18 protein-coding genes are annotated in these 17553 nt (G+C 68.6%); 4 read left to right on the forward strand and 14 right to left on the reverse strand.

Annotation, left to right across the window (positions count from 1 at the left end; translation table 11 throughout):
- Nucleotides 1-123 precede the first annotated feature (123 nt).
- A complete protein-coding gene (locus VZC37_RS13610) occupies nt 124-993 on the forward strand; it encodes a 1,4-dihydroxy-2-naphthoate polyprenyltransferase (RefSeq protein WP_330433085.1) in 870 nt (289 codons plus the stop codon).
- A 143-nt stretch (nt 994-1136) separates the two neighbouring features.
- Nucleotides 1137-1664: a YdcF family protein gene (locus VZC37_RS13615; protein WP_330433156.1), complete on the forward strand. Its 528-nt coding sequence runs from the start codon at nt 1137-1139 to the stop codon at nt 1662-1664.
- Here the strand turns inward: VZC37_RS13615 and VZC37_RS13620 are convergent.
- The 10 genes from VZC37_RS13620 to VZC37_RS13665 form a co-directional block, all read right to left on the reverse strand.
- Nucleotides 1633-2799, reverse strand: a complete 1167-nt coding sequence (locus tag VZC37_RS13620; RefSeq protein ID WP_330433086.1) for an acyltransferase — start codon at nt 2797-2799, stop codon at nt 1633-1635. The two genes, VZC37_RS13615 and VZC37_RS13620, sit on opposite strands and share 32 nt — an antisense overlap.
- A gap of 244 nt (nt 2800-3043) precedes the next feature.
- The gene (locus tag VZC37_RS13625; RefSeq protein WP_330433087.1) at nt 3044-3373 is read right to left on the reverse strand and encodes a response regulator transcription factor; all 330 of its coding nucleotides are present in this window, start codon (nt 3371-3373) and stop codon (nt 3044-3046) included.
- A 100-nt stretch (nt 3374-3473) separates the two neighbouring features.
- Nucleotides 3474-4547: a hypothetical protein gene (locus tag VZC37_RS13630; protein WP_330433088.1), complete on the reverse strand. Its 1074-nt coding sequence runs from the start codon at nt 4545-4547 to the stop codon at nt 3474-3476.
- Nucleotides 4544-5749 carry a sensor histidine kinase gene (locus VZC37_RS13635; RefSeq protein ID WP_330433089.1) on the reverse strand — a complete coding sequence of 402 codons (1206 nt, stop codon included), beginning with the start codon at nt 5747-5749 and terminating at the stop codon, nt 4544-4546. Before VZC37_RS13635 ends, VZC37_RS13630 begins: the two co-directional genes overlap by 4 nt.
- Nucleotides 5716-6375 (reverse strand): response regulator transcription factor, encoded by a 660-nt coding sequence (locus VZC37_RS13640; protein ID WP_330433090.1) that lies wholly within the window; start codon nt 6373-6375, stop codon nt 5716-5718. Before VZC37_RS13640 ends, VZC37_RS13635 begins: the two co-directional genes overlap by 34 nt.
- A gap of 93 nt (nt 6376-6468) precedes the next feature.
- Nucleotides 6469-6786 (reverse strand): hypothetical protein, encoded by a 318-nt coding sequence (locus tag VZC37_RS13645; RefSeq protein ID WP_330433157.1) that lies wholly within the window; start codon nt 6784-6786, stop codon nt 6469-6471.
- Nucleotides 6787-6858: 72 nt separating this feature from the next.
- The gene (locus VZC37_RS13650) at nt 6859-7713 is read right to left on the reverse strand and encodes a Clp protease N-terminal domain-containing protein (RefSeq protein WP_330433091.1); all 855 of its coding nucleotides are present in this window, start codon (nt 7711-7713) and stop codon (nt 6859-6861) included.
- A complete protein-coding gene (locus VZC37_RS13655) occupies nt 7706-7966 on the reverse strand; it encodes a helix-turn-helix domain-containing protein (RefSeq protein ID WP_330433092.1) in 261 nt (86 codons plus the stop codon). The genes VZC37_RS13650 and VZC37_RS13655 overlap by 8 nt, the downstream gene beginning before the upstream one ends.
- Before the next feature lie 56 nt (nt 7967-8022).
- A complete protein-coding gene (locus VZC37_RS13660; protein WP_330433093.1) occupies nt 8023-9663 on the reverse strand; it encodes an alpha/beta hydrolase in 1641 nt (546 codons plus the stop codon).
- Nucleotides 9663-9941 carry a hypothetical protein gene (locus tag VZC37_RS13665; RefSeq protein WP_330433094.1) on the reverse strand — a complete coding sequence of 93 codons (279 nt, stop codon included), beginning with the start codon at nt 9939-9941 and terminating at the stop codon, nt 9663-9665. The genes VZC37_RS13660 and VZC37_RS13665 overlap by 1 nt, the downstream gene beginning before the upstream one ends.
- Nucleotides 9942-10054: 113 nt before the next feature.
- Between VZC37_RS13665 and VZC37_RS13670 the strand changes: the two genes are divergently transcribed.
- Nucleotides 10055-10774, forward strand: a complete 720-nt coding sequence (locus tag VZC37_RS13670) for a type 1 glutamine amidotransferase (RefSeq protein WP_330433095.1) — start codon at nt 10055-10057, stop codon at nt 10772-10774.
- 163 nt (nt 10775-10937) lie between these two features.
- Here VZC37_RS13670 and VZC37_RS13675 read toward each other — a convergent pair whose 3' ends face one another.
- From VZC37_RS13675 to VZC37_RS13690, 4 genes are all read right to left on the reverse strand, one after another.
- Nucleotides 10938-13478 (reverse strand): FtsX-like permease family protein, encoded by a 2541-nt coding sequence (locus VZC37_RS13675; protein ID WP_330433158.1) that lies wholly within the window; start codon nt 13476-13478, stop codon nt 10938-10940.
- A gap of 20 nt (nt 13479-13498) precedes the next feature.
- Nucleotides 13499-14197, reverse strand: a complete 699-nt coding sequence (locus VZC37_RS13680) for an ABC transporter ATP-binding protein (RefSeq protein WP_431309400.1) — start codon at nt 14195-14197, stop codon at nt 13499-13501.
- Between the two features lie 307 nt (nt 14198-14504).
- Entirely contained in the window at nt 14505-15335 is an 831-nt protein-coding gene (locus tag VZC37_RS13685; RefSeq protein ID WP_330433096.1) for a glycoside hydrolase family 16 protein, read from the reverse strand.
- Nucleotides 15332-16402, reverse strand: a complete 1071-nt coding sequence (locus tag VZC37_RS13690) for a glycosyltransferase family 2 protein (RefSeq protein WP_330433097.1) — start codon at nt 16400-16402, stop codon at nt 15332-15334. The genes VZC37_RS13685 and VZC37_RS13690 overlap by 4 nt, the downstream gene beginning before the upstream one ends.
- Nucleotides 16403-16736: 334 nt before the next feature.
- On the opposite strand from VZC37_RS13690, the gene VZC37_RS13695 reads away from it, so the two are divergent.
- Nucleotides 16737-17534, forward strand: coding sequence for a glycosyltransferase family 2 protein (locus tag VZC37_RS13695; RefSeq protein ID WP_330433098.1), 798 nt, complete (start codon nt 16737-16739; stop codon nt 17532-17534).
- Nucleotides 17535-17553: the final 19 nt, after the last annotated feature.

Here is a 17553-nt window from a genome sequence, read left to right on the forward strand (position 1 = left end):
GCCCTGTGCCAGAACACTTTTTGCCGAACGATTCCCGCCCGGACGGTAGGAACGTATCAGCTGATGGGCGACTCTGCCGGACTCGTGTCGGGCCTCACACGCCCACCGTGGCAGGATCGACCAATGGCTACCCCAAGGGAGTGGATCCAGGGCGCACGCCCGCGCACGCTGCCCAACGCCATCGCACCGGTGGTTGTCGGAGTCGGCGCGGTCGGCGATCTGGGTGAGGTCGTCTGGTGGAAGGCGGCATTGGCACTCGTCGTCGCGCTGGCGCTGATCATCGGGGTCAACTTCGCCAACGACTACTCCGACGGGGTGCGCGGCACCGACGACGACCGAGTCGGCCCGATGCGCCTGGTCGGCTCGGGCGCGGCCTCCCCCGGCGCCGTCAAGCGGGCGGCGTTCGCCTGCTTCGCCGTCGGCGCCATCTGCGGGCTGGTGCTGGCGATCAGCACCGCGTGGTGGCTGGTCGTGGTCGGCGCGATCTGCATCGCCGGCGCCTGGTTCTACACCGGCGGCAGCAAACCGTACGGCTACCTCGGATTCGGCGAGGTCGCCGTGTTCACCTTCTTCGGTCTCGTCGCCGTCCTCGGCACCCAATACGTGGTCAGCGACTCGGTCGACTGGGTGGGGCTGCTCTGCGCGATCGCCGTCGGTTCCATCTCGTCGGCGGTGCTGGTGGTCAACAATCTGCGCGACATCCCTAGCGACACCGAGTCCGGCAAGATCACGCTTGCGGTTCGGCTCGGCGACAAGAGAACTCGTGTGCTGTTCGCCACATTGCTGGCGGTGCCGCTGGTGATGAGTGTGGTGCTCGTCGCGGCCACGCCGTGGGCCCTCCTCGGGCTGCTCGCAGCGCCGCTGGTGTGGAAGGCGTACGCGCCCGTGCGTTCTGGCGCCACCGGGCCGGGTCTGATCCCGTCACTCGGCGGAACCGGGCAGGCGATGCTGGTGTGGGCGGTACTCACCGCGGTCGGGTTGGTCGTCGGGTAGCGGCGGGCGACCCACATCGACCGCGCATATCCTTGTCGCATGCGCGGATTCATTCTCACGTGACGACGCAGCTTCTGGTGCGAGGACCCAATCGTCGCCGCCGGCGTCGTCAGACTCTGGCCGCCGCCACCCTGTGCGTCCTGATGGTCGCGGCTCTCCTCTTCGCCGCGCTCGGCCGCCAGTTGTTCACCGAGGAACATCAGGATGCGCTGCGGCCTGCCGACGCCATCGTCGTCCTCGGCGGCGAGCACGACGGCCGCGAGGACTACGGCCTGGAACTCGCGGCCGACGGATATGCCGACACCGTGCTGATCTCCGACCCGTATCGGCCCTACGATCCCGACGACGCGCGCATCATGGACCGCGTCTGCAACGCCGGGACCGACTCGGTCGAGGTCATCTGCTTTGCGCCCGACCCGTCGACCACCCGCGGCGAGGCGATGTTCACCCAACGCATGGCCATCGAACGCGGCTGGGAATCGGTCATCGTGGTGAGCTGGCGCTATCACATGGTCCGGGCGCGCTACATCTTCGGCCAGTGCTCCGACCGCGACGTCGTCATGCGCAGTGTGCCGCGCGACTATTCACGGTCGCTGGCCGATTGGGCGCACGTCTACGCCTACCAGTACGGCGCGCTCGTCAAGGCGGCGGTGCTGGGGTGTGGCGGATGACGGTCCCCTTGTCGACTGGGTGCCGTTTTCCGTCGACTGGGCGCCGTTTTTCGTTGACTGTGCGCCGGTTTTCGTTGACTGTGCGCGACTTCCGTTGGTCTGTCCGCACCGGCAGATCCCGGACGAAGGGTGGCGCCTCGTACGCGTAGCGCAGCACCGGGACGTCGCGGATCGCCCGCCAGATCAGCAGCGAGATCGCGACGGCGGCGGCCATCACCACCACCGGTAGCACCGGACGCACGACATCGAGCGCGGATGTGTCGGCGACCCGGCTCAGCAGGCTGGTCAGCGCGCCGATGACCAGGACGTGCGCCACGTAGATCGGTAGGGTCTGCCGTCCGATCCAGCCGGCGGGTCGTCCCAGCGGCTCGAACCTATCGATCGTGCGCGACAGCAGCAGTCCGGCGGCCAGCGCGAGGATCGCGAGGACGAACAGCGGGCCGGGCAGGTTCTCGATGCCCAGTACGGCGACGACGGCATAGCCCACCCCGAACACGGCCAGTGCGACACCGGCTGCGACGATCCCGCAACGCTGCACCGCCGGGAGGATCCGATCCCGGAAATGGCAGGCGACCAGGAAGAACACGAAGTACTGCAGCATCCCGTCGTAGCTGATGTTGCCGACCGTCGCGCCCGCGAAGAACGGCACCGACACCGCCCCGGCCGCTCCGATCTGCAGCCACAGCGGGACCCGCAGGACATCGAGCAGTTTGGCGGCGACGAAGAACACCACCAGGGCGTGCAGGAACCACAGGCCGGTCTGCGGCCACAGCGGCGCGACCGCCAGCCGCAGCAGCTTGGTCTCGTCGAGCGGCAGCGGTGAGTCGACGATGTGGAAGAACCCGAACCGCACGACGCTCCACACCGCGAACACCCAGACCAGCAGGGCCAGGCGGGTCTGCCAGAGTCGCGCCCAGGGTCGGCGGATGACGCTGAGTGCAAAAAGTCCGGATGCGAAGAAGAACAACGGCATCCGGAATACGACGAAGACGTCGTCGATGTCCGTCCAGACATCGCCAGCCAGGCCGGCAGCTGTCAAGAAGAGTATTGAATGATGAAGCGCCACAAGCAGTATGGCGATGGCTTTGGCGATGTCGACCCAACGGGTCCGTGCTGTGGATGTCCCCCGACTCACCGTGCCAATTGTCGTCCGGGTCGGTCAGTCGCGCATCTCGAGCGGCGGGGAGGGACGTGATCGGGCCCAGTCGACGGGAAATGGCGCACAGTCGACCGAAAGTAGCGCACAGTCAACGGAAAGTGGCACCCAGTCGACGGGAAATGGCGCACAGTCGACGGGAAGTAGCGCACAGTCGACGGGAAATGGCGCCCAGTGGACCGGGTCGGCGGCCGGCCTACGGGGGTCGCGGCCGGCCGCCGGGTCAGCGGCCGGTCGACGGGGGTCGCTGCTGGACCAGGCGAACCTGGCGATCGAGTCCGCCGTCGACGCTCGCGGCGATCTCGTTGAGCGTGGTGTACCCGTCCTCGATGGCCCGCACGAGCAGGGCGATCTTGGTGGTGGCGGGCCGTCCGGCGTCGCGGTACTTGTTGCGGATGCGCACCAGGTGGGTGCGGACGGTGGCGTCGGTGATGAAGAGCTCGCGCGCGATGTCGCGCATCGGCCGGTCGGCCACCCAGCGCACCAAGACGTCGACCTCGCGGTCGCTCAACACTGGCGGCGAGTAGTGGTGCCGTACAGCTGGATTCGTCATCGATCGTCTCTCTCGCATCCGGATTCTGAATTCGACGTTACAAAAAGTGGATGAGACGGGACAGACGCATCTTCTCGCGCCCCCAGAAATGGGGGCACGGTCAACAGAACGTATGAACGGCTCCGTGTCGGTCGATCTCGGACCGCACACTCGTCCCGTCGACGCGGCGATGCAGTACCGACGCGGCGACGTCGCGGTCCGGTGGGGACAGGCGCACGTAGACCTGACCTTCACGCGCATCGTCGAGGACCCGCGTGGCCAGGTCGCTGACCGCGGACGCCACCCGCGGATCGATCGGTCGGTCATCGCCGTCAGCGGTGTCGACCCGGAAGTCGTCGATGAACACCACCTCTACACCGTTCCGGCGGGCCTGATACGCCGGTTCGTCGAGGTCGAGGGCAGACATCAGCGGTGCCCGCAGCCGGTCCCGCAGGTGCGCCTCGAGCAGGGCGCAGTCGATGCGCTCGTCCGCGGTGAGGTCGGCGCCCGACGCGATGCGTTCGAGCATGGGACGGGCGACCTTGTCGAGCATCCGGACCTGGGTGGCGCGTTCGTCGTCGGCGGCGGCTTCCGCGGCCAGCCGCGCCACCTGGGTCATCGTCTGCGCGCGCAGGGCGAACACGGCCCGCGCCGTCGGCCGCAGGGTGAACGAGAAGAGGGTGGCCATCGTCAGCGGGGCGATCGCGATGGCGACGATCGCGGCGCTGCCGAGAATCGGTTCGCCCACCGAGTGTCCCCACCAGCCGTAGACGACGGCTTCGGCGGCCAGGCCCAGCCAGGGCGCCACCCGTCGGCCGCGCACGCACATGAAGCAGTACACGGCGTCGATGCCGCTGTGCGCCCAGCCCAGCAGGATCGCCGAGGCCGTGGCGCTCGGCGTCACCGACAGTGTGCAGAAGCACGCGATCGGTCCGGCGAGGGTCAACGCGATGGTCGCCGCACGCGGGAGGGGATCGCCGGGCACCACCACGATCGCGACCACCGCGGCGGAGATGATGACTCCGGCCAGCGCCATCGGCCAAACCGCGGTGACGTCGCCGACGGAGTACGCGATCACGATCCATGTGGACGCAAGGAAGATGCCGACGACGAGCCATGCGCCGGGCTGACGCATCCCCAGCAGGTCGCGGACGTCCTCACGCCCGTTGGTGACGCCGAAGTCCGTGGTCGTCATCCGGCCCATCCCAGATGCACGCGGGTGCCGACGCCGATGCGGGAGTCGATCTCGGCGACACCGCCGGCCACCCGCTCCATCCGGCCGAGGATGCTGACAGCCATCCCCATCCGCGCGGGCGGCACGTCGGCGGGGTCGAAGCCTCGACCGTCGTCGGCGACGTCGACGTCGAGGGCACCGGCGCGTGCACGGACCGTCACCGACACCGCGACGTCGGGTCCCGCGTGGCGCAAGCTGTTGCGGACGGCCTCCGCGGCGGCCGCCGCCATCGCCGTGATCGCCTCACCCGGATAGGTCGCGGAGGGGTCGCTCTCCCGCAGCGCGACGGGCACCGCGGGCTCCACCAGGCCGACCGCCGCGCGAATCTGGCCGACGGCCACATCGGCGGTGACGACGGCGTTGCCGTTCCCGGCGGCCGCCCGTTCGACCGCGGCGATCGCGGCGCGCGCCTCGGCGGCCAGTTCGGGTGAGGCACCCTGACGTGCCGCCGACAGCAGGGTGGACATGACGTTGTCGTGGGTGAGGGCGTCGAAGCGATTGCGTTCGGCTGTCCGCGCATTGAGGGCAGCGGCGTCGGCCGTGGCGGCGAAGGCCTGGGCGTGGGTGCGGTCGAGGAGTGCCGCGGTCCGGATCGCCATCACGGCTGCGGCAACGAAGATCAGGGAGAAGGCGTACGCCCAGACGATGTCGGCGACGAGCGGCCCGTTGTACTGCGATGGCCGGACGACCTGACCGATCGACAGCGTCATCGCGATGGCCACCGCCAGATGCCCGAGGGCCACCGCCGGACGGAACGCCATCGCCGCCGCGATCGCGGCCAGACCGGGGAACTGGGAGAACCAGATGCCGCGGACGTTGTCGATCTGCTCCCCGTTCCACGCCGGCCACCACAGCGCGGCCGCCACGATGAACCCGATGGCCGCCGATGCCGCCACGAACCTCGTGGTCCGCGGGTCGCCCCACCACCCGACCGGCCCGAGCATCAGGCCGGTCCCGAAGATCAGCACGATCGCCAGCACCGACCACCACGGCGCCATGTAGGGCAGCGACTCGACGAGCAGCGGCGCGGTCATCACCGCATAGGCGAGATAGCCGACGGCGACGAACACCGCCACCAACCGCAGGATCTGCCGGCCCGCCTGGTCGTCGTGCGCGACGTGTGTTCCGCCTACCGACGAAAGCGCCGCGGTATCGGCAGCCATCCGTCCTCGATCGCACGCTTGTAGAGGTCGGTCTTGGTGGGCGCCGGTCGCCCCGCCGTGTTGTATCGCCCACGAATCCGGTTGACGTAATCGGTCACGGTCTCGGGCGAGATGTCCAGTTCCCGGGCAACCCGCGACGACGATTCCCCGGCGGCATACAGCTCGAGCACTCGACGCAGCTGGGGCGACAGGTCGACGAAGCCGGGATCGGAGTCGATGGCCGCGGCCCAGTCCACGCTGGGCACGGCATCGCCGGCGAGGGCGCGGCGCATGGCGGCGAGCAGGTCTTCCTCACGCGCGTTCTTGCGGACGACGCCCATCACGCCCGCGCTCGCGGCCTGCCGCACGAGGTAGATCTCGTCGCCGGAGGTGTAGACGAGCGTCGGTATCCCGGCCTCCCTGAGGGTGTCGATGTTCGAGACCGGGGAGGTTCCGTCGCCGAGCCGGAGGTCGAGCAGCACCATGTCGAGGTCGGTGGTCACCGCGAGCAGCGCGTCGACGGTGGCGGCGCCGGCGACGACGTCCATGTCGGGTTGTTCGTCGAGGGTGGCCCGCAATCCGCGAACAATTTGCTCGTGATCGTCCACGACTCCGATGCGCCACACCCCGCGGGGCGATTCGGTCATGTCGACCATCATCTCCGATGGCTCCGACACGGGTGCAGGGGATTCGATTCGATCGGTAATGAACTGTGATGAACCGGTCGGATGATCGGGCGATCAGGTGGTCGGCCGCCGGGCCGCGTCGGCCGGGCGCAGCGCCCATCCGGGCACCCAGTGGGTCACCTTTTCCTGTCGATCGCGCGCGGTGATGGTGTAGGTGACCTTGCCGTACCACTCACCCCATTCCGACCGCGCCCACGCGGTGAGCACCCCGAGGTGCACCGACCGGATCTGCAGTCCGTCGGGGAAGTACTCACCGCTGTGATGCGGAGTCTGCGGGTACAGCGCGTTGAGATCGATGAGCACCGCTTTGTGGCCGACCGGGAAGAACACCGGCCGTCGTGGTTGGCCGCTGTCGCCGCCGATCCACTTCATGCCCACACTCGAACATTAGTTCGAGTGTGGGCATGACTCAACTTGCTCCGGCCCCGTCGGGCTGCGAGGTGATCAGACTCCGGCGACGTCCGGGAGGCTCGCCTCGACGGCGGCCCTCAGGTCGTCGGGAGTGGTCGCCGACTCGATCACCGCGCGGGACGCGTCATCGGCGATGTCGATGATCGCCAGGAGCAGGTATTCGGAGCGGAGTCGACGGTCGCCGCGTTCGCGGGCGATCTCGACGGCCCTGCTCAATACCTCGCGGGTCTGCGGTGCGAATCGTGGGCGGTTGCCCCGACCGCGCGGGCCGCGCCGTCCGCGTCCCGGCTCCCACGGGCCGTCGTCGGCGAACGGTCCGCCGGGTCCGAAGCCGCCGGGTCCGAAGCCGCCTGGCCCGAAACCGCCGGGCCCGAAACCGCCCGGTCCGAATCCGGCCTCCGGGCCGAAGCCACGTGGGTCGGGACCGCCGTGCGGTCCGCATCCTCGGTGGGGTCCGTGGCCGTGCCGGTGGCCCCTCCCCCGGCCTCGACGGCCACCCGGTCCGCGTCCCGGACGCTGAGCCCAGCCCTCGGACAGGTCCTCGCCGAAGCGGCCGCGGACCGCCTCGCGGACCTTGTCGAGGTCGATGCCGATGCTGCGCAGGGCTTCTCGGTCTTCCTCATAGCGCTGTTGCGCGGAATCGTCGTCGCTTGTTGCGGCCTCGTCGGTCGCGTCGTCGTGCTCGGCGTGGAACTTCTGCGCCGCCTCGCGTGCCGTCACCAGGTTCAGGCCCTGCTCGGTGAGCAGGGTGAACAGCGGGCTGCGGGCGTTGCAGAGCATGCCCAGGACCAGGTGGTCGTTGCCGAGCTGCCGGTGACCCAGGTCGCCGGCCTCTTGCATGGCGAATGCGATGAGCATTCTGTCGTCGCGTGTGAATCGCTCAAACATTGTTCGTGTCTCCTTCCGGTCCGCTCTCGCGGGCCTCACGGTGTGCATGTTTCTGGTGCACGGCCTGGCGGCTGATCTGCAGGACTTCTGCGATCGATTGCCAGCTCCAGCCGTTGGCGCGGGCGTTGGCCACCTGGACGTCCTCGAGTCGGTCGGCCAGGGTGCGCAACGCGCGGACGGCGGCAAGGCCCCGGGCCGGGTCGTCGCTCGCGGCGGCTCCGGCCACGTCGGTGGGGTCCTGTTCGTCGTGCATGGTTGTCAGGTTATGTTGACGAATCGTGGTTGTCAAGAATTATTGACAGACTTTGGCTAGCCGCGTGGATACGGGGTGGGTTGCTCGCCGAGGATCACGGCGACGACGTTGCGGAAGGCGTCCGACGCGGGGTCCTGCCAGTAGTCGCCGTGCCCGCTGACGCCCTCGACCGGCGCTCGATGACCGTCCGGATCGGCACCGAACAATCCGGTGTCCATCCGATGGACGCCGGGCGCGGTGTCGGGGTCGTCGCCGTGCGGGTTGCCGGGCAGGGACTGTACGAGGTGGATGGGATCGCCGGGCGCCGTCATCGAATACCGCTCGACGTCGGGGTTGGGGTTGCGCCACGGCCCGTCGAAGACCCCGGTGCCCGCCGACGACGCGTAGATCACCCGGTCGGCGCGCAGTCCGAGTTGTTCGGCGGACCCCACCACCGAGCCGCCGTAGGAGTGGCCGATGACCGTGGTGGCCGCGCCCGGTGCGGTCGCGGCGATCTCGGCGTCGAGTTCGGCCGCGAAGGCCACCAGGTCGGGCGCCATTTCTCGCGCGAATCGCGGGTCGACCGCCGAGTCGTCGACGGACTCGGCGATCCCGCCGGCGAAGCCCAGTGCCTGCCCGAGCGGGCCGGCAAAGGTGCCGAGCAGCGCGCCCCGCGCGGCCGCTTCCCCGAGACCCTCGAATCCGGTGGTCAGGGGTAGGTCGCCGTCGAGGTAGACGAGGACCGGGCCGCCGGTGGCGCGGGCGAGTTCGGTTGCCACGTCGGTGGTTGTCGCGCTGGAGTCGAGGTCGGCGCCGGTGCCGGGCACCAGGATCGCCACGTTGCGGGTGGTGGGGCCGAGCTCGCCGACCATCTCGATGAAGTGGCCATGTCCGGCGGGGTCGAAGGCGATGAACCGTCGTCGGGTGCCGTCGGCGAGCGGCCGGAGGAAGTCCTCGAGCCGGCGTGCTCGCGGACCGTCGCCTCGGCCGGCGTTGCGTTCGGCATCGAGCGCCGCGCGGATCGCGACGTCGTTGGCGGAGGCGCGCAGTTCGAAGTCGACGCCGTCGAGGTTTCCGATGGTGTGCGGATCGGCCAACATCACCCGTCGCCGGTCGACATCGGTCAAGCGGGACAGGAACTCTCGCCGGGTTCGTGGTGTCATCTGAGTCAGTGCGGTGACGACGCGTTCAGGGTCGGCGGTATTTCCGTCGGGCAGGCGGATGGGGTCGGTGTCGGTGCCGGTGGTGCCCGATAGGGCTGCCACCAGCTGCTCCAGACGCGCTCCGTGTCGTTCGTCGATGGCGTCGATCGTGCTTACGCCCTGCAGGATTCGTGCCTCGACGACCTTCGCCTGCTCGACCCGCCCGGCTGGGTCGGTGACCGTCCCATGGTCGGTGACGACGAATCCGTCGGCCACCGCTCCGTCGATCTCGCGGAGCAGCCACTCGCGCGCGGACGCGAGTTCGGCGCCGGCGAGAGCCGCTTCGTCGGCGATCCGAGTGAGTGCTTTTCGCGCCTCATCGGCGCCGGCCTGCTCGGCGGCGGCATGCTGAACCACGGCGTCATGGGTCGCGCCGAGCCACCGGACGTCGTCGAGGGCACGCCCCACCGCCTGCACCGAGGAACTCAGCGACTGCGCGATCACCGCGATACCAGCGCCCGCGGCCGTGACCGCGGCCGGGCGCCATAGTCGCAGCTCCGAGATCGTCGGACGCATCAGCGATCTGCCGATATCGCCCGTCCCGATCTGGTGTCGTGGTCGACCACCGTGCCGGTGAACGCGTTCAGTGCCCCACCCATCTTCTCGAGCCTGTCGCGCAACGACCGGACGATGCGCACCACCGGCTCGTCGACGGCCCGGAGCGCGGCGACGACTCGGCATGATGGTTCCGACATCGATTCCGCGACAGCGATGTTCAGATCACCGACGTAGCGGGACTGCGTCCGGCAGACCCGTGCGAGCCGGTCGATCTCTTCCGGGACGACGACCATCATCGGTGACTCCTAGCCCGCCGCGAGGCGAAAGAATGCGAGAACTGGAGTTAGGACGCAGCAGAGCGCCGACTGGTTCCCGTGACCTTTCTGCTGTAGCGGGTAGGCTGCGCCGCATGGGACTACGAGCGTTGACGCTGGTGCACAACGTGCTGCCGGAGTACCGGCGCGCGATCGTCGGGTCATTGCTGCCGGCGATGGAGCGGCGCGGCATGGACGTGGAGATAGTCGCCGCCGACGAGGCCGAATCGTACCCGTCGCCCGACGACGTGGATCTGGTGGTGGTGACCGGGTCGGCGGACTCGGTGCACGACGAGTCGCTGGCGTGGATCGACAAGGAGCGACAGTACCTACGCGAGGTGATGGCCGCCGACGTCCCGATCTACGGCATCTGCTTCGGCGGGCAGATTCTGGCGAGCGCACTCGGCGGGACCGTCCGTCCCAGCGAGCGGCCGGAGCACGGCTTCATCCCGGTCGAGACGACGCGACCCGACCTGGTGGCCGAAGGACCGTGGATGGAGTACCACTACGACGTGCTCGACGTACCCGAGAACGTCGAGGTGATCGCACGCAACGACGCCGGAGTGCAGGCATTCGTCAGCGGTCCGCACCTCGGGGTGCAGTTCCACCCAGAGATCAGCTCCGAATGCTTCGTCGCCTGGAAGGCCGGGTTCTCGGGCCCGAAGTCCGACATGTCCGGCCACGACGTCGATCTGGTGGCGATGGCCGCGTCGATCGCCGAACGCGAGAAGTCCGCCGCCGCCGATTGCGACGACCTGTTCGAGCGGTTCCTGGCGCACGCGGGGCTGGTGCCCTCCCCCACGCCGGTCGAGTAGCCGAACCCCCACCGCTGGTCGAGTAGCCGAGGAGCTTGCGACGAGGCGTATCGAGACCCACCCCACCGCACCTTCCCTCGCTGGTCCAGCAGCCGAACCCCCATCGCTGGTCGAGTAGCCGAGGAGCTTGCGACGAGGCGTATCGAGACCCCCGCACCCCCACCTACTCGTCCAGAATCGACTCACTGATGTTCATCCGCGACGCCCGCATCGCGGGCACCAGCGCCCCGATGATGCACAACCCGCAGGCGATGGAGACGAACAACAGCGTCGACGGCCGCGGCGCGTAGGCGATGTCGATCGAGGTCGTCGCGGACAGGATCTTGTCGGCCAGGAAGTGCAGTGCCCCACCGAGAATCACGCCGGTCGCCGATCCGATGAGCGCGACGCCGGCGGCCTCGGCCACCACCATCCGCGACACGAATCGCCGCGATGCGCCCATCGCACGCAACACTCCGAGTTCGCGGCGCCGCTCGATCACCGACAGCAACAACGTGTTGAGCAGGGCCACGGCCGCCGCCAAGGCGACGATCCACTGGATGGCCACGGTGAACGCGCCGGCCTGCTCGGCCTGCGCCTGGGCTGCCTCCAGCGCCTCGTCGCCCGAGTGCACGAATACCTCTCGGCCGCCGTCCAATTCGTACTCGGCGGCCACGGCGTCGAGCCGCTGTTCGATCTCGGCCCGGTCGGCGGCCGGGTCCGTGGAGATCTGCAGGTAGGCGTCGCCGGGCCGGTCGAACCATTCGGACAGAAGCGAATTCGACATCGCCGCAGTACCCGAACCGATCGAGATGTAGTTGACGGTGTCGCGGACGACGATGTCGCGATAGCCCGACGGGGTGGCCATCCGCAGTGTGTCGCCGACCCCGACGTCGAGGCTACGGGCGAGGACGGTGGACAACAGCAGTCCGTCGCCGTCGATCACCTGCTGCAACGCGGCCGGGTCGGCCTTTTTCACGAACGGCGCCAACGAATTCGGTTCGAGTCCCTGCACGAAGATCTGCGCCTCGTCGACGTTGATCTCCGCCCACTGGGCCCCGACGACCTCGGTGACGCCGGGGATCTCCGCCACCTGCGATGCGAGCTCGGGCGGTAGCGCCGGGCCGGTGGGCAGTCCTCCGCTGTCAGCCGACGACACGTAGAAGTCCGGGTCGGCGAGCCCGTCGAGCGAACCCGAGATGGAGCTGACCAGATTGTCGAGAGCGCCGGAGGTGCCCATGCCGACGGTGACGGCCACCGCGACCGTCATCAATGTCGCCCACGCCCGACGCGGCGCGCGTTCGGTGTTGACCGCGGCGAGTTGTCCGGGCCCGCCGAACCGACGCGACAGCGCGACCACGAGCCGGACCAGTGGACCGGTGAGCGCGAAGCTGAGCAGGAGCCCGCCGATCGCGAACACCGCACCGCCCAGGATCGCCGGCCGACCGGGCACGGTGGTGGCCACGAACCAGGACGCCACCAGCAAGGTCACCCCGACGACGGCCGCGATCCACACGCTGCGACGGGCCTTGCCGGTGGTGTCGGCGACCTCACCGGCCACCATCGCTTCCACCGGCGACACCGCGAACACCGACCGGGCGGCCAGGGTGGTCGCCGCGACACACGCCAGGACGCAGGCGAGGACCGCGACGATCGGCGCATACACGGGCAGGTGATAGCCGACGGCCGTGGCCATCTGGTCGTTCGCCGTCTCGGGGAATTGTGCGATCGCCCACCGGCCCGCGAGGATGCCGATGGGGACGCCGATGGCTCCGCCGACCAGGCCGAACAGCGCCGACTCCCCCAGCAGATCACCGACGAGATGCCCGCGCCGAGCGCCGAGCGCACGCATCATCGCCAGCGATCGCCGTCGCGACGCGACGGCCATGTTCATGGTGTTGAAGACCAGGAAGCCTGCGATGACAAGCGATATCAAGGACACGAGCAGGGTCGCGTCGCGGGTGACGGAGCTGGCGGTCTCGGCCTGCTCGGCGCGAAAACCGGGGTCCACCACCACTGCTCGGCCGTCGACGACATTGGACACCGACGACTTGAGGGCGGTGATGTCGGCGCCCGGTTCGGCGACGATCAGGATGGAGTCGAGCTTGCCCTCGTGCGACGCGAGTTGCTGCGCGAGTCCGAGGTAGGCGAAGACGAAGTTGCCGCGGTTGAGGACTGCGGCCTCGTCACCGTCGATCACCGAGATGACTTCCACGTCAACACCGTTGATGGTCAGCCGCTGTCCTTCGGACAGTCCGGTTCCGGACCCGGCGATGATGCCGTTGTCCAGATCCTGCTCTGCGACACCGGAGCTCTGCTGCTGCGATACCGCCTGTTGCAGTTCACCGGACAGGGAGGTGACGCGGAAATCGGAACCGAGCAGGGCGATGTCGCGGTCGTCGATGACGACGGTGTTGCGGATCAGTGGCACCACCGATCGCGCGTCGGGGACCTCGCGGCGGATCTCGGTGGCGAGTTCGTCGTCGATGCCGGAGTCGGCGATGGCGGCTACCTCGACCTGCGCGGTGCCGGCGATGGCGGCGTTGACCTGCCGCACCGACTCGGTGAGCGACCCGTAGAGTCCGAGCACCGAGACCAGCAGCGCCGACGCCACGATCACGACCAGCAGCGAGGTGGTCACGCGCAGGCGGTGGGTGCGGATCTCGCGGAGATTGAGCACCCGGATGCGCGAGAAACCTGACGCGATCGACCGGACCGGATTCATGCGTGTCGACGGAGACGAGGTCACGCGATCTTCCCGTCGCGCACCGTGATCGTGGTGTCGGCGACGGACGCGGCGTGGGCGTCGTGCGTGACCATCACGACCAGGCGGTTCGGCGCGTCGTGGGCGACCTCCGACAGCAGTTGGAGCACAGATTCACCGGTCTTGGAGTCGAGGTTGCCGGTCGGTTCGTCGGCCAGCAGGATCGATGGGTCCATGATCAGCGACCGCGCGATGGCGACGCGTTGCATCTGCCCGCCGGACAGTTCCGCCGGACGGTGGTCGACACGGTCACCGAGGCCGACGCGCTCGAGCAGTTCGATGGCGCGGGGCCTGGCCTTGCGCAGCGATTGGCTGTCCAGCAGTCGCGGCAACGCCACGTTCTCCCACGCCGACATCGTCGGCACCAGGTTGAAGAACTGGAACACGAAGCCGACCCGATGTCGTCGGAACGCCGAGGCCTGCTCGTCGTTCAGCGAACCCAGATCGGTGCCGTCGACGGTGATGGTGCCCGACGTCGGGGTGTCCAGGGCGCCCAGGACGTGCAGCAGCGTGCTCTTGCCCGCTCCCGACGGCCCGACGACGGAGGCGAACTGCCCGCCGTCGAGGGTGAGGTCGAGGCCGTCCAAGGCGCGGACGCGTTGGTCGCCCATCTGGTACTCCCGCACCAGATCAACGGCCTGGACCAGCGGTTCGTCCGCGACAGCACTCACAGCGCGCATGGTATCCCACGGCGCTGAGGGTGCCCTAAGATGATCGGCCGGTGGTCGAGTGGCGACAGAGGTCTCGATACGCACGCTCGTTCCTCGCGGGCTACTCGACCAACGGAAGAAGCACGCGCGGGCAACCTCCCGGTGGTCGAGTAGCGAGCGAGCCCCCCAGGGCGAGCCCGCGTATCGAGACCACGTTGCGCGGCGGAGGTCTCGATACGCACGCTCGTTCCTCGCGGGCTACTCGACCAACGAAGGGGACGCGGGCTACTCGACCAACGGGGGGACGCGGGCCACTCGACCAGCGAGGGGACGCTGGCTACTCGACCGGCATGAAGGCGGCAGCCGGATTCGGGATGAACCGCACCCAGTCGACCAGCATCCGTTTCGGGAACACCGTCGTCGGCGCGACGGGGCCCGGCCAGCGGCCACCGACGGCGAGGTTGAGCAGCACGTTCATCGGCTTGTCGAAGACCCACCGGGCACGCGGCGGCAGCATGGTCGGGATGAAGGTGCTGACCACCCGGTCGTCGATGGACATGGCGATCAGGCCCGGCGCGCGGTGGACGGCATAGGTGTGGAACTGCGCCCCGGCGATTCCCCAGAACGGTCCGGATCGGGTCAGCTGCCAGTGGGTGCCGGTGTCGGTCGGCCCGTGCAGGGCTGTGTGCCACGACGTTCCGGCGTTGACGAACTCCATGATGTCGATCTCCCCGGATTCGGGGTAACCGACCTGCTCGAGGTCGGCGCCGAGCAACCAGAACGCCGGGTGCAGACCCGTCCCGGTGGGCACCTGGATGCGGGCGGCGACCGTCCCCCACCGGAACGCATGATGGCCGCGCGTCGTCAACCTCGCCGACGTGATGCGATCGCCGTCCCGCCGGGCTTCGATGACCAGGTGGCCGCGCCCGTCGAGGCGGGCGTTGCTGGTCGACGACGTGTAGACCTGTTGCTCACCGTTACCCCAGCCCCCACCGCCGACATCATGGGTCCAGATCGACGGATCCGGCGGGGCGCCGGCCGGGCCGGTGAACTCCTCGGATGCGCCGGTACTCGCATGCGCCGCACCACCGGGAACCGCACCCAGTGCGGCGACGGCCACCAAGGTGGGTACCAACAGGTGTCGAACCAGCGCCGGACGATCGATCATGCACCGCTCCTCCGCTGTGTGGGTTCGGGCTCGGCGGCCGGGATAAGGGTGCCGTCCCGCTTCGGGACCGCCGCCCCGCTGAAACGTCCGCGCGCGTATCCGGCGACCGTCACGATGGCTCCCGCCGCGATCGTCGCGGCCTGCGCGGCCAAGTCCATCCGGGAGCGCGCGCCGTGGGCCACCCCGCCGGCGATGGAGACTCCGCCGATCACCCCGCCGACCCGCGTCAGGATTCCGTACGGCAGGACCGCGGCGGTGTAGGTTCGTTCGCTGGCGAGTCCGTCTGCGGCGCCGACCAATCCGGACACGGCGGCCTTCGAGACGCCTTCGGCATAGCACCGCCGGAAGAAGTAGCGCGGCGTCACCCGGTCGTCGGTCACCCGGTGCGCGACCGCCATCGCCGGATCGAACATCATTCGCACACCGGAGCGTCGCTGCGCGATCCGGATGCACATCTCGGTCTCCTCGCATCCGAGGGGAATCCGGCCCACGCGTCCGAGCCCGGTGTGGAACCCGCCCACCGCGGTGATGTCGTCGCGGCGCAGGGACATGTTGGCGCCGATGAAGTTCCGCACGGCCTCGGTGACGATCGGCTGCCCCGGATAGCTGCATCCGACCACCCAGTCGAATTCGGCGGGAAACCATCCCGGTCGGCGTCCACCCGGCCACCGGGCCCGGGCGTAGCCGCCGACTCCCCGAACACGCGCGTCGGTGTACCCGGCAGCCATCCGCCCCACCCAGCCCGCGTCGGCGGTCGCGTCGTCATCAAGGAAGGCGACGACCGCCGTCCCGGCCGCCGCCACCCCGGTGTTGCGCGCACCGGACAGACCCTGCGGTCCGCGGTTGCGCAGCACCCGCACCGGCACCGTTGGCGCGGTACGGGCGACAAAGGCTTCGACGTCGTCGACGAGCTCGTCGTTGTGATCGATGACGACCACCACCTCGAAGGGCAGCGGTAGTTGTGTGACAACGGATGTGATGGACGAGCACAGGTCGTTCCATCGACGGTGTGTGTACGCGCAGATGATGACGGTGATGTCGTCGTTGTAGATGGCCCCCGATTCCATAATCCGAGTATGACCCGCACCGGCCCACCTCGCTCACCTCTCGGCCCCAACCTCGCCGACAACCAGTGCGATCACCCCAGGTGAGCGCTGTCACAACCGGACGACAATGCGACGAACGCTTCATCATCGACAGTCGGTCGCCGCGGGACTGCCTGCGTACGAACACTTTTCGTTCATCCTCGGCGGCTGGATGACATACGTCGTTCATCAAGCCTTAACCGCAGGCCATCGTCGGCCTGTTGCGCAGGACCGGCAATGGGTCCACGATTACTCACGGGACGAAGAAACCGTCCCGCACCCAATCACCGTCATTCATTTTTCGGGGGAAATGAGAATGCGGATTCAACATCCTGATGTCACCGTGGTGATTCCTACGCGGAACGAGGCCAAGAACCTCCCGCACGTCGCGCGTCGTATGCCCGACGGAATCGCCGAGATCATCGTCGTCGACGGCCACTCGACCGATGACACCATCGACGTGGCCCGGTCGCTCTGGCCGAACGCGCGCATCATCACCCAGACCCGCAAGGGCAAGGGCAACGCGCTCGCGTGCGGATTCGCCGCCGCCCGCGGTCAGATCATCGTGATGATCGACGCCGACGGCTCCACCGATGCCGGAGAGATCCCGAGCTTCGTCCAATCACTCTGTGATGGGGCTGATTTCGCGAAGGGGTCACGGTTCACCTATCGCGGTGGAAGCTCCGACATCACCCGGCTGCGACGCCTCGGGAACCTGGGTCTCAACGGCATCGTCAATCGACTCTACGACGCCCGGTTCACCGACCTCTGCTACGGCTACAACGCGTTCTGGCGTCACTGTCTGCCGTCGATCGGCCTGCCGAGTCCGGCTCTCGCGGAGGCTCAATGGGGTGACGGATTCGAGGTGGAGACGTTGATGAACATCCGCGTCGCCCAGGCCGGTCTGCGCATCGTCGAGGTGGCCAGCTATGAGCGTGACCGCATCCACGGCGAGAGCAACCTCAACGCCGTCACCGACGGGATACGCGTTCTCCGAACAATTTTCGATGAGCGCGCGGCACGCGCGCGGACATCCGACGGCAGCGTCGACGTCATCCACACACCGATGGGCCGCGGTCTCGCCGCAGCCGATCTGCGTGCGTCTGCGAGCTGACCCACCACTACGAGGGAGT

It is taken from the genome of Gordonia sesuvii, assembly GCF_036350415.1.
GTDB lineage: Bacteria > Actinomycetota > Actinomycetes > Mycobacteriales > Mycobacteriaceae > Gordonia > Gordonia sesuvii.